13 protein-coding genes and 1 pseudogene are annotated in these 11,954 nt (G+C 62.9%); 6 read left to right on the top strand and 8 right to left on the bottom strand.

All coding sequences use genetic code 11. From position 1 onward, the window contains the following. Positions 1-21 precede the first annotated feature (21 nt). Positions 22-294 (top strand): annotated as a pseudogene (locus MYL53_RS08825) (ATP-binding domain-containing protein); the annotation flags it as partial. 164 nt (positions 295-458) lie between these two features. Here MYL53_RS08825 and MYL53_RS08820 read toward each other — a convergent pair. The 4 genes from MYL53_RS08820 to MYL53_RS08805 all read right to left on the bottom strand — a co-directional run bounded on the left by MYL53_RS08820 (position 459) and on the right by MYL53_RS08805 (position 3,241). Then, positions 459-950: a hypothetical protein gene (locus MYL53_RS08820; RefSeq protein ID WP_247853319.1), complete on the bottom strand. Its 492-nt coding sequence runs from the start codon at positions 948-950 to the stop codon at positions 459-461. A gap of 611 nt (positions 951-1,561) precedes the next feature. Beyond that, positions 1,562-2,113, bottom strand: a complete 552-nt coding sequence (locus tag MYL53_RS08815) for a biosynthetic peptidoglycan transglycosylase (protein WP_247853317.1) — start codon at positions 2,111-2,113, stop codon at positions 1,562-1,564. Between the two features lie 98 nt (positions 2,114-2,211). Next, on the bottom strand, positions 2,212-2,718 hold the full coding sequence (locus MYL53_RS08810) for a hypothetical protein (RefSeq protein WP_247853316.1): 507 nt from the start codon (positions 2,716-2,718) through the stop codon (positions 2,212-2,214). A gap of 178 nt (positions 2,719-2,896) precedes the next feature. Further along, on the bottom strand, positions 2,897-3,241 hold the full coding sequence (locus tag MYL53_RS08805) for a DUF427 domain-containing protein (RefSeq protein ID WP_247853314.1): 345 nt from the start codon (positions 3,239-3,241) through the stop codon (positions 2,897-2,899). A gap of 206 nt (positions 3,242-3,447) precedes the next feature. On the opposite strand from MYL53_RS08805, the gene MYL53_RS08800 reads away from it, so the two are divergent. After that, positions 3,448-4,113, top strand: a complete 666-nt coding sequence (locus MYL53_RS08800) for a 5'-methylthioadenosine/S-adenosylhomocysteine nucleosidase (protein ID WP_247853313.1) — start codon at positions 3,448-3,450, stop codon at positions 4,111-4,113. Positions 4,114-4,145: 32 nt separating this feature from the next. On the opposite strand, the gene MYL53_RS08795 is transcribed toward MYL53_RS08800, so the two are convergent. Then, entirely contained in the window at positions 4,146-4,589 is a 444-nt protein-coding gene (locus MYL53_RS08795) for a GNAT family N-acetyltransferase (protein WP_247853311.1), read from the bottom strand. 41 nt (positions 4,590-4,630) lie between these two features. Continuing rightward, entirely contained in the window at positions 4,631-5,500 is an 870-nt protein-coding gene (locus MYL53_RS08790) for a LysR substrate-binding domain-containing protein (protein ID WP_247853310.1), read from the bottom strand. Between the two features lie 92 nt (positions 5,501-5,592). On the opposite strand from MYL53_RS08790, the gene MYL53_RS08785 reads away from it, so the two are divergent. Together MYL53_RS08785 and MYL53_RS08780 are read left to right on the top strand one after the other, a co-directional pair. Continuing rightward, on the top strand, positions 5,593-6,681 hold the full coding sequence (locus tag MYL53_RS08785; RefSeq protein ID WP_282103445.1) for an NAD(P)H-dependent flavin oxidoreductase: 1,089 nt from the start codon (positions 5,593-5,595) through the stop codon (positions 6,679-6,681). A gap of 107 nt (positions 6,682-6,788) precedes the next feature. Next, a complete protein-coding gene (locus tag MYL53_RS08780) occupies positions 6,789-7,784 on the top strand; it encodes an ion transporter (RefSeq protein WP_247853308.1) in 996 nt (331 codons plus the stop codon). 34 nt (positions 7,785-7,818) lie between these two features. On the opposite strand, the gene MYL53_RS08775 is transcribed toward MYL53_RS08780, so the two are convergent. Together MYL53_RS08775 and MYL53_RS08770 are read right to left on the bottom strand one after the other, a co-directional pair. Beyond that, the gene (locus MYL53_RS08775) at positions 7,819-8,358 is read right to left on the bottom strand and encodes a GNAT family N-acetyltransferase (RefSeq protein WP_247853307.1); all 540 of its coding nucleotides are present in this window, start codon (positions 8,356-8,358) and stop codon (positions 7,819-7,821) included. 155 nt (positions 8,359-8,513) lie between these two features. Beyond that, positions 8,514-9,890 carry an MFS transporter gene (locus tag MYL53_RS08770; RefSeq protein WP_247853306.1) on the bottom strand — a complete coding sequence of 459 codons (1,377 nt, stop codon included), beginning with the start codon at positions 9,888-9,890 and terminating at the stop codon, positions 8,514-8,516. Between the two features lie 200 nt (positions 9,891-10,090). Between MYL53_RS08770 and MYL53_RS08765 the strand changes: the two genes are divergently transcribed. After that, complete coding sequence (locus MYL53_RS08765; protein ID WP_247853305.1) at positions 10,091-10,378, top strand: sll1863 family stress response protein; 288 nt, start codon at positions 10,091-10,093, stop codon at positions 10,376-10,378. 158 nt (positions 10,379-10,536) lie between these two features. Further along, positions 10,537-11,946 (top strand): GntR family transcriptional regulator MpaR, encoded by a 1,410-nt coding sequence (gene mapR / locus MYL53_RS08760; protein WP_247853304.1) that lies wholly within the window; start codon positions 10,537-10,539, stop codon positions 11,944-11,946. Positions 11,947-11,954 lie beyond the last annotated feature (8 nt).

The following is an 11,954-nucleotide window of genomic DNA, read 5'->3' as shown; positions in this document are numbered from 1 at the left end:
TCTTAAAATACTATAAAAATCGACAACACCGCCCGCATCATGCGGGTGCTGCCCTCGCGCCTGCAGACCGTGGAGTCAGTATTCGCGATGACGATACACAAGTCTCAGGACTAGGAGTTCACCCACGCCGCTCTAGTGCTGCCCGACGCGCCGAACCCCATCCTCACCCGGGAGCTGGTGTACACCGGCATCACCCGCGCCCGCCCCTGGCTGACGCTGGTTGAAACCGGCCACGGTCAACTAATGGACGCGGCTCAGAGAAGGGTGATGCGGATGACTTGGCTGGAGTGTTGATTGGCTCCCTTATCCAAACAATGAGTGAGTGCCGTTTTCGTTCATGAGCAGACCTCGAGCACATACTGATTTAAATTCGAAGGTCAATTGCCATCAAACGCCAAAAGGCCGTAGAGACAACCCAAATCGCGGCAGTCTTTTGGGAGGTCATCTGCTGCAACTCGTTAAATATCATTTTCAAAACTCCACCTACTAACGCGAGCAGTCGAACCCACTTGCGGCAAGACCTCACCCGATGTAATTATTATTAACTTATTCCCGTAAGCATCACGATACCCGAACCTACAATGAGATAATCCAGTCGGACAGCAATCGATAATTTCATAATAGCCTTTCTGCCAAAAATACAAACCGTTGCCAACTTGCAGATCTGGATCTGAACCGTGGGCCATCGAATAACCAATCGGTTGCCAACCGGCATCTATTAGCGACAGTCTTGCTGTTTCATAAGACAGCCCGGCAATTTTTGGTATTGGGGCATGTTTAGCTGCAGGAGGCTGGGGGAAATAGTCATTTAAAGAGCTTCCACTCATGGCACGAAGAGCGCCAGCCTCGGCTTCGACTTTCCATTGTCTAAGCAGAGCTACTGGATAACGACTCTCGTCATTATCTATTAGCTTCGCACAACTTTGACATAACCAAATGCCATTTTCCACGCTTACTCGCTCAGCAGTAGATATCATTGAGTCAAATCTAGGGCCACCGGTAGAGGCGGCGGTAATATGACAGGCAACTCCAAGGTTAATCGATCTAGAAGAGTCGGCATGTGGACCGGTAGTTATGTTACCGCACGAAGGGTTCGAACATTTATGTGCGACGCGCTTTGCCAACACATCCTTTATAGACTGACTGAAGTTATCACGGGCCATTTTGGTACCTAATACATTCAATATTGCGCGCTCTTATATCGATTGCAATGCACGCGCACTCAACGTTGCACACCTCGCCTCCAGCAGATTTTTAAATCTCTGCATTATAGAACAATTAATCATGCCTCATTGTCACAGTCCCAACAATTTTTCCAACCACAACAGGGGGAATTAACGTACTACCTGAAAAATACCGACTTTTATCCGCCTGCGACCGATAGCATGACCCAACACACACCAAGCATGGATTGAGCCACCCTTTTCTCCCCTTCTAATTATAACCATTGCATTACAACTTCAACAACTGAAAAACAAATAGGGCTTTATTATTAACTCTGCTATACCCAATCGTCATCACGTGAAGACCACCTATAAAGCAATAATGAAAATTTGTGCAACTATACGTCGCGCAATGAGACTAAATCTGGCCTTAAGGAGTTGTAACAACCACTTTCGAGCCGACTCGAAATCACCCTCAACCGCGTCGAAATTTTATTATCCCATTTTTCATTAGGGTTACGAGGCCGCGGGTATTTAAGATAGACCACCATCTGTAATGCTTGATAAAATGTTGCACTTTCTAGATCCTCACCAAAACAATCTCTTAACCCGCTAATGCCTACAAATCCAGTTCCATAAAATGCAATTGCTAGGTAAGCGGAAGCAATTGATGCTTTGCTGGCCCGGCGAGAAATCATGATTGCTAGCATTTGCTCTCTAAACTTTCGAGATACAGTCTGCTCATATCGGCTTGTAACCACTCTGACATACTGCTGTTCTATTGTGCTTGCACCACCCCGTGGCTGATTCTTTTTCACTCTAGCCAAAAGCATCCTAATTATAGCTATCGGATCAACACCAGGATGAAATTCGCTTCGGTGGTCTTCGGCAATGACGAGTGCTTTAATAAACGAGCTGGGAATTCTTTCGCTGCTTTCCAATACAGCCAAGCAGCATTCTAGGTCCTCGCGCATTCTCTTTGTAATAAAAACCTCTAGAAACAGGGAAGCACACAGAAGCGGGAGAGATAGAGCCCAAAGAAAAAACTTCAAAACTCACCCCTTTGCCATTTAACACTACCATCTTGTTTGGCGACCATAGAATTAAAGCAACCAGTCATCCCTTCCTTTGAACTAAACTTAAGCTCATAAAAATTAGTTGACTCTCTCCCATGTCCGTTTTCAACGACATGTAACACAATTCGATCTTTGGAGAAAAACTTTTTCTCAATATAGCCTACCACCAACCCTCTAGTTCTATTTTCACCTTCGTACTCCCTTTCTCCCGTTGAAGAATTCTCGTATACCTTCTCAACTGTTCCTTCTATGCGATTACCTTCGCGCCAGAGCATAGCTACGTATCGCAAAACCATCCCCTTATAGGGGTTGTACGCAGAATTCACCGTATGTATTTCAAAGTACCAGCGCCCTGTTACGTTAGGAAGAGGGAACACCATCTCTCTTAGCCAAAAAAAGAGGAACGTGAGAATACCGCCACCAATAACAGTAGCTAGAACACTGCACAAAAAGTTTAACCAAAATTGCTCCGTCGTCATTTCTTTACTTCACCTTTCACTTGACCAACTGGATACCTTTCAAAACATTTAAAAACCAACATCACATTACATGCCAAACGATTATTTTATCGTTAGATTTATGGCACTTTGCAAGAATAAATTAACATAAAAAAAGCAGGTTTGGTTTTCAATCGTCCCTTTGGGAAAATAGCAGACGTCATGCTACAAGCTCCGTAACCTTCTTGGCATCAAAAGCCAACCGCCCGGCTATCGCCTGCATATCGTCAATCGGCCGTTCATAGCTCCAGGCCACATCGGCGATATCGGGCAGGGAGTAATAAGTGCTATCGCCCTTGAAGGGGCAGTGGGTGACGGTGGAGGAAATCGAAAGCTTCGCCATATCCACATCCTCTTTCGGGATGTAGTGACGGTGTGGATAGCCTTTCTCGCACAGCTCGATGGAGTTGCGGGTATCGGCGATCAGGGTGTCGCCATCAAGGATGCGCACGCGCCGGGAATGCGGATGCAAAGTGATGCGGGATTCGGTGGAGTGATCGGCCATGGCAGTCCCTTGCTGGTTGGCTGATCACTCAGCCTAGAACGAGGGATCAAGAATGTCACCGCTTGGTGACAATTTCACTTCGGCTTTTGATCTAGATCGATCTTGCAGGAACGGCCCACTCGCCTCCCTCAAGCCCTCGCCCGCTTGGCGCCAACGCGCCTTCCCCGCCAAGATGGAGGTCTTTATCAGCTGCGGGAGATTTGGGGATGCACCAGACACCACGCGCGCCGGCGCCGCCGGCGCCGCTGACGACGCTGGGCGGCCGCTCCGTGCTGTTCGTGATGGCGGCGGACGCGGAATACGGGCCGCATCTGCGGGAGCGTTTCACGCCCTTCATGACCGGCGTGGGGCCGGTGGAGGCGGCAGTGGAGCTCACCGCGGCGCTGGCGGAGCTTGCAGCGCGCGGGCAACGGCCGGACCTGGTGGTGTCGCTGGGCTCGGCGGGCAGCCGGGAACTCGAGCAGACCGGGGTCTATCAGGCGACCTCGGTGGCCTACCGCGACATGGACGCCTCGCCGCTCGGCTTCCAGAAAGGCGTCACGCCCTTCCTCGACCTGCCGGCGATTCTCCCGCTGCCGCTGCGCATTCCCGGAATTCCCGAGGCGTCGCTCTCGACCGGTGCCAATATCGTCTCGGGCGCGGCCTACGATTCTATCGCCGCCGACATGGTGGACATGGAGAGCTACGCCTGCCTGCGCGCCTGCACCCGCTTCGACGTGCCGCTGGTGGTGCTGCGCGGCATCTCGGACGGCAAGGCGGAGCTCAACCATGTCGACGACTGGACGGAGTATCTCCACGTCATCGACGAGAAGCTGGCCGCCGCCGTGGACCGGCTGGGCGAGGCGCTCGGCGAGGGCTTATTGCCGCGCTGAAGCGCCACCGACGAGGCCATGGGCGCGGCGCGTCACGGCGTGCGCACCAGCGCCATGTGCAGCAGAGGATAGGGCTTTCCCAAGCCGTCGAGCGCTGAGCGGTCGGTGACGGAAAACCCCTTGTGCCGGTAGAAGCCCTGCGCCTGTGGGTTCTGTTCGTTGACGTCCACCCGGGTGGCGTCCTGGGCGGCCACCGCGTCATCCAGCAGCAACGAGCCGATGCCGACTCCGCGCGCCCGCGGCGCAATGAACAGCATCTCGATCTTGCCGTCGAGCACGCCACAGAAGCCCAGGATGTCACCGCTCACGCCTTTGACGCACGTGAGATCGACCGCACCGAAATACTGCTCGTAGATGAGCGGCTTCAGCTCCAGCAGGTCGTCTTCACGCAGGAAATCGTGCGTTGCCCTGACCGAGGCCTCCCAGACCTCCAGCAGTTCACGATAGTCTTCCTTTTCCACACTCTCGACGTTCATCGAACACTCCCCTATTCCCTATTTCCCTATTGCCCAGGGCGTCATGCGCCTGCCAGGAACTCCCCCGCGAACGCCTGGAACGCGGGCGTCTCGTAGCCGCGGCGCCACAGCAGGCGCGTGCTGACGCTGCCCATCTCCAGCGTGGCCAGGTCGTCCGGCACGCGGCACAGTGCCAGCACGCTGCGCGGCAGCAGGGTAACGCAGGCGCCCGCCGAAACGGCCGCCACCATGGCGTGGTAGGAGCCGAGCTCCTGAACGCGCCACTCGCTCCCGGCGACGATGCCGAGCCGCTGCTCCGCCATGGCGCGGTAGGTGCAGCCCGGCTGGAAGGCCGCCAGGGTGCGGGTGCGCAGCTCCGCCGGCGCGGTGGCCTTGGCATCGACGGGCGGCAGCAGCAGCAGCAGCGATTCCTCCCACACCGGGGCGCTCTGCAGCCCCATCTCGGCCAGGGCTTTATCGTTCTCGAGCTCGGCGGGCAGGGCCACGAAGGCGCAGTCCAGCCGCCCGTCGCGCACCCCATCCACCAGCGGCCCCGAGGGGCCGGTGCTGACCTCGAGCCGGGTCGCCGGATGGGCGCGGTTGAAGGCCGCCAGCGGCGCCGGCAGCCGGCTGGCCGCCGTGCTCTCCATGCTGCCGATGCGCAGGCTGCCGCCATCGCCGCCGCCCACGGCCTGCCGCGCCTCGTCCTCCAGCGCCAGCAGGCGCTGCGCGTAGGCCAGGAAGCGCTGCCCCGCCGTCGACAGCGTGATGCGCTTGCCGAGGCGAACGAACAGCTCCGCGTCCAGCTCCGCCTCCAGCTGCTGGATGCGCGTGGTGACGTTTGAGGGCGCGCGCCCGAGCCGCGCGGCGGCGCGCGTCATGCTCAGCTCGGCGGCGACGGCCTCGAAGATTCTCAGGGTTTCCAGATCCATATTATTCGCCTTTTGAAATCCATTAATCTATTTTATTCTCAAAATGAGAACAAAAGAAAGCCATCGTTTCCCCGCTCCTGGAGGCCGTTCCCATGACATCGTCGAATCCCCTGACCGACCGGCTGGGCATCCAGCCCCTCATCCAGGCGCCCATGGCCGGCGTGGCCACCCCAGAGCTGGCGGCGGCCGTGTCGAATGCCGGCGGCCTGGGCTCGCTGGGCATCGGCGCCAGCGGCGTCGATAAGGCCCGGGCGATGATCGAGCGCACCCGGGCGCTGACAACCCGCCCGTTCAACGTCAACGTCTTCTGCCACGCCCCCGCGGTGCGCGACCCGGCCCGGGAGGCGGCCTGGCTTTCTCACCTGGCGCCGCTGTTCCGGGAATTTGGCCGCGAGCCGCCGGCCGGGCTCGACGAGATCTACCGCAGCTTCGTGGAGGACGAGGCGGCCTTCGAGATGCTGCTCGAGACGCGTCCCGCCGTGGTCAGCTTTCACTTCGGCTTGCTGCCCGAGGCACGGATACGCGCGCTGCGCGACGCCGGCATCTACACGCTGGCGACGGCGACCAGCCTGCAGGAGGCGAGAGGGATCCAGGCGCGGGGCGTCGACGCCATCGTGGCCCAGGGCGATGAGGCGGGCGGGCACCGCGGCTGCTTCGATCCGGCGGCGGACGATGAGCGGCTGAGCACCTCCGTGCTCGTCCGCCGGCTGGTCAGGGAGATGGACCTGCCGATCGTCGCGGCCGGCGGCATCATGGACGGCCAGGGCATCCGCTCGGCCCTGGCGCTGGGCGCCTGCGCCGCCCAGCTGGGGACGGCCTTCCTGCTGTGCCCGGAATCGGCGGCCAACGAGGGCTATCGCGCGGCCATCAGGAGCGAGCGTGCCGAGACGACCCGCATGACCACGGCGCTGTCCGGGCGCCCGGCGCGCGGCATCCTCAATCGCCTGATGCGCCATGCCGAGTCCGCTCCCGATGCGACGACCAGGGCAACGCTCAAGGTCAGGCCGCCCGCCTATCCGCTGGCGTACGATGCGGCCAAGCGGCTCAACGCGGCGGCGGCCGAGCGCGGTGATCATGACTTCGCGGCCCACTGGGCCGGACAGGGCGCGCCGCTGGCGCGCGAGCTCCCCGCCGGCGAGCTGGTGAGCCGGCTGCTTCAGGAGTGGCGAGACGGCGCCTGACGGCAAGGCGGCGGCGCCATCGTCGTTGGACACGCCCGGGGTGTCGAGGATGGATCGAGGCTTTAGGATGAGAGGCGACCCTTCGGCATCGAGCTCAAGGAGGCGCCATGCCTGCCACGCGCACGACCTCGCCCGCCCTGGAACGCGCCCACCTGGTGTGGGACCTGTTCATCATCGCGCTGGTGATCGCCAACCTGGCGCTGCTGCTGTTCGACAGCCTGTTCCTGCTGCCGCCGCTGAACGCCGCCTTCGAGGCCGTGGCGCCCGGCCTGCACGGCGCCTACGAGCAGCACATCCACGCCAACTTCCTCACCATCGACCTGGCGTTTGTGGCGGTATTCCTGTTCGACGTACTACTGGGCTGGGCGGTGGCCATCGCCGAGCGCCACTACCACCGCTGGTTCTTCTACCCCTTCGTGCACTGGTACGACGTGCTCGGCTGCATCCCGCTGGGCGGCTTCCGGCTGCTGCGTGTGCTGCGCGTGATCTCGCTACTGCACCGCCTGCAGCGCATGGGCCTGATCGACGTGCGCCGCTGGTACGTCTACAGCGTGTTCGCCAAGTACTACGACATCCTGATGGAGGAGCTCACCGACCGCATCGCCATCCGCATGCTCGACAACGTGCAGCAGGAGATCCGCTCGAGCGACGGGCTCACGACGCCGGTGATGGAGCGGGTGGTGCAGCCGCGCAAGCAGGCGCTGATCCACGAGATCGGCCAGCGGCTGGAGGCCATGGCCGGCGACGCCTACACCCACCACCGCGACGACACCCTGCGCTACGTGCGCGGGCTGGTGGGCCGCACCCTGGCGGAGAGCCCGGAGGTCCGCCGCCTCGGGCGACTGCCGCTGGGCGGCCAGCTGACCCGCGGGCTCGAGGCCTCGCTCTCCGACCTCGCCTGCCGGCTGGTCGACGAGGCGCTGGCGGGGCTGAAGTCGGCGGAGTTCTCCACTCTGGTGGAACAGCTCGCGGAGAGCGGCTTCGACGCCTGGCTGCGCACCGACTCGCACACCGAACAGATCACCGAGCAGGTGCTGGTGGACATGCTGGATCTGCTCAAGGAACAGATCGCGGTGAAGGGCTGGCAGCACAAGTACGACTGAGGCCGACGCCGGCGGGCGCCGTGGCTGGCCGGGATCAGGCCGGCGCCTCCAGCGGCGCCGGGGCGCTCTCGAGGCGCTTGCCCATGATGCACAGGCTGTAGTCGCGGCCGTCCATGCGGGCGATATCCGGCAGCCGGCCCCACTCCTGGTAACCACAGGTGGCCAGCAGGCGCAGGCTCGGCGTGTTGTGGGCGAACACGTAACCGACGAGGGTGTGGATATCCAGGCTGGGGGCCAGCGATTCCGCTCGCAGCAGCAGCGTCTTCCCCACCGTTTTCCCCTGGTAATCCGGCGCCACGTAGATGCTGAGCTCGGCCGTGTGGCCATAGGCCGGGCGGCCGTAGAAGTCCTCGAAGCTCATCCAGGAGACGACATCGCCTGCCTCCTCGCCGACCAGCAAGGGGCGCCGCTGCGGCTGGTGCCGGTGAAACCACTCGCGACGGGCGTCCGCCGTCACCGGCTCGGTATCCGCCGTCGAGCGCCGGCTGGGGATCGCGGCGTTGTAGATCTCGACGATCCTCGGCAGGTCCCGCTCGGCTGCCAGCCTGATGTCCATCACGGATGCTTGGCTCATCTGAATCCTCTCGCGTCTCCGATGGAAGAAAAGCGCCATCAGGGGCCGATACCTCGACTACCCCGATGGCGCCCCGCGAGCTGGCGATGTCTTATCGTTATCTGGACCTCAGCCTAGCACCCAGGTGGCAGGGCCTGTCGCCGCGGCGCTCCCCGTCACGATGACCGGGAGCTGTTTCTGGACTTATCCGCCTCGTCTTCTTCGGAAGAGGCGTCGGCGGAGGCCTCGGCGTCGGCGGAGACCTCGGCAAGCGCTTCCTGCTCTTCCAGCTCCTCCGGGTCTTCCAGCGGCTCGCCTTCCTCGTTCTGGAGCTGGTGATCATAGGCCGCCTGCAGGCCGGTGTCTTCCTCGGCGGCCTGTTCTTCCTCGTCGTCGCCGTGCTCGATATGACCGGGATAGAACGGCGAGAGGATCGCCACCAGGATGCCGAGCGCGGCGAACATGGAGAACGCCGTCGCATAGCCGAAGGCATTGACCAGCCCACCGACCACCGGCGAGCCGGTGGCCTGCCCCACCGAGACCGCCATGAAGGGCAGCACCGGCCCCACCGACAGCCGGCCCGGCAGCAGGCGGATGCCGGTCATCAGATAGAGCCCCGTCAGGCTCATGTAGGCCAGGCCGAAGACCAGTGCCGAGAACGCCGCCAGCGGCGTCTGGGCGGGACTGGCCGCGAGCAGCGCCAGGCTGGCGGCCAGCATCATCAGCATCAGCGCATGTGTGATCGGCGGGTTGTTGCGGTCGGCCAGATCGGCCACCACGGCGCCGCCGAGGCCGGCGATGCCCACCGCCAGCCACAGCCAGCCGGTGGAGGCCGGCGACAGGCCGCCGAGGGTGACGACCAGGTCGGGCGCGAAGATCCAGTAGGCGGACGAGACGAAGCCCATCACGAAGGCGAACAGCGACAGCCGCACGAGGCGCGACCAGGGCAGCTCGGGGAGCGGCGGCGGCGGCGCGGCGTTCGAGGGCACGATCCGCGACACCGAGGGCAGGAACCACCAGGCGGCGACCACGCCGACGGCGGTGCAGATCGCGAACGAGAGATAGGCCAGCCGCCAGGCGCCGACCATGAACAGCACCGTGGGCACGGCAACGATAACGCCGATGCTGGTGCCGGCGTTCATCACCGAGCTGACGCGCCCGTGCAGCGAGCGCCTCACCATCGCCTGCATGGCGGCCGTGAGGGCCGGCATCATCAGGCCGGTGCAGATGCCGCAGGCGAACACGCCGGCGCCCAGCATCAGCGCATCGGAGGCCTGGCTGATCAGCCCCAGGCCGCCGACGCCGAACAGGCCGGACAGCACCCCCGTGTTGCGGGCGCCGAGGTGATCGGTGATGAAGGGCGCGACCACCGTGGAGAGCAGGAAGCTGATCAGCGGCAGCGCGCCGATAATGCCGATGGCGTAGGGCGTGAGTTCCAGCGCGTCGCGGATCTGCGGCACGAACAGGCCGAAGGCGAAGCGCGCGAGACCGTAGCTGATCGCGACCAGCGCCGCGCCGAGAATCGCGAATCCCGTACTCGAAAGAGACTTCATGACACCTCCGCCAGGCTCGCCGGGCTGATGGACAGTGGAATAGTCGTCGACGCCGCGAGGCACCGACAAGACATATACCGATATACGCGACCTTGCCAGCTACCCGGGGCGATATGCCACCCTGTAACGACCACACCGTGTTGCCCCGCGACGGGCACGACCAAGGTGTGATTCACCCGCCGACGGAAAGGAGTCTTCCCATGAGCGACCGGAATGCCTACGAACAGAAGCTGCGCGCCAAGCTGGACGAGATGCAGGCCGAGGTGGACAAGCTGAAGGCCCGCGCCAAGGACGCCGAGGCCGACCAGCGCATCGAGCACGAGAAGGAAGTCGACGAGCTCGAGGCCAAGCGCGACGAGATGCGCCAGAAGCTCGACGAGCTGCGCGACGCCGGCGACGACGCCTGGGACGACATCAAGGCCGGCGCGGAACGTGCCTGGGGCTCGCTGAGCGATTCCCTCGAGAAGGCCCGCTCACGCTTCAAGTGATGCGCCGCGCCTCCCCCGGCTAGCCCCTCGCCCCGGCCCTTCCTGGCCGGGGCGTTTTCGTATCGCCCCCTGCCGACCTTCCGCCGCCGGGCCGGCCGTGGTGGAATACTGTTCTTTCCTCATACCACGATGACGGAGCCGGGAACCGCGGGCCGCCCATGAAACGCTACGAGACATTCGCCGACCAGATCGCCGAGCTGATCCGCGAGGGCGTGCTGGCCCCGGGCGAGCGGGTGCCCTCGGTGCGCCAGGCCAGCCGTCAGTACGGCATCAGCCACTCCACCGTGTTCCAGGCCTACTACCTGCTGGAGGATCGCGGGCTGATCGTGGCCAGGTCGCGCTCCGGCTATTACGTGCGCGAGCAGGCCCGGCGGGTGCTGCACGAGCCGCGCATGACGCCGAGCCGGCAGGAGAGCGCCGACGTGGCGGTCAGCGAGCTGGTGTTCTCGGTGCTCGACTCGCTGCAGGACCCCGACACCGTGCCGTTCGGCTCGGCCTTTCCCAGCCCCGAGCTGTTTCCGCTCGCCCGGCTGGCCCGCAGCATGACCAAGGGCCTGCGCGAGATGAGCGGCAATGAGGTGCTCAAGGACATGACGGCGGGCGACGCCGACCTGCGCCGTCAGATCGTGCTGCGCTACACGCTGAAGGGAATGCCGCTGCCGCCCGAGGAGCTGGTGATCACCAGCGGCGCCATGGAGGCGCTGAACCTGGGCCTGCAGTGCGTGACCGAGCCCGGCGACCTGGTCGCCATCGAGTCGCCGGCCTTCTACGCCAGCCTGCAGATCCTCGAGCGCCTGAAGCTCAGGGCGGTGGAGATTCCCGTGCATCCGCGCGAGGGCGTCGACCTGGACGTGCTGGCGGACAGCCTGGCGCGGCTGCCGATCAAGGCCTGCTGGTTCATGAGCCATCTGCAGAACCCGCTGGGCGCGAGCCTCGATGACGACAGGAAGCGCGCGCTCTACGCGCTGATCAAGCGCCACCGGGTGCCGCTGATCGAGGACGACGCCTACGCGGAGCTGCACTTCGGCACCACGCCGCCGAAGCCGGTGAAACAGTTCGACGACGCGGGCCTGGTCATCCACTGCGGCTCGTTCTCGAAGAGCCTGGCGCCGGGGTATCGGGTCGGCTGGGTGGCCGCCGGGCGCGTCGCGGAGGCGATCTCGCGGCTCAAGCTGATGACGACCATCTCGCCCTCGGTGCCGGCCCAGATGGCCATCGCCGACTACCTGCAGCACGGCGGCTACGACCGCCACCTGCGCCAGCTGCGCCATGCGCTGGAGACCCAGCAGGGCCGGATGCTGGCCGCGGCGGCGCAGCACTTTCCGGCCGAGACCCGGGCCACGCACCCGGCCGGCGGCTACTTCCTGTGGTTCGAGCTGCCCGAGCGGGTGGACTCGCTGCGGCTATTCCATCTGGCCCGGGAGCGCGGCATCAGCCTGGCGCCGGGGCCGATCTTCTCCGCCACCCAGGGCTTCCGCCACTGCCTGCGCCTGAGCTACGGCCATCCCTGGACGCCGCGCAGCGAGGCGGCCATGGAGACCCTGGGCGAGCTGATCGAGACCTTCTGAGCCGCGTT

The organism is Halomonas getboli, from assembly GCF_023094245.1.
Taxonomy (GTDB): Bacteria; Pseudomonadota; Gammaproteobacteria; order Pseudomonadales; family Halomonadaceae; genus Halomonas; species Halomonas getboli.
This window is presented reverse-complemented; position numbering and strand designations above follow the sequence as displayed.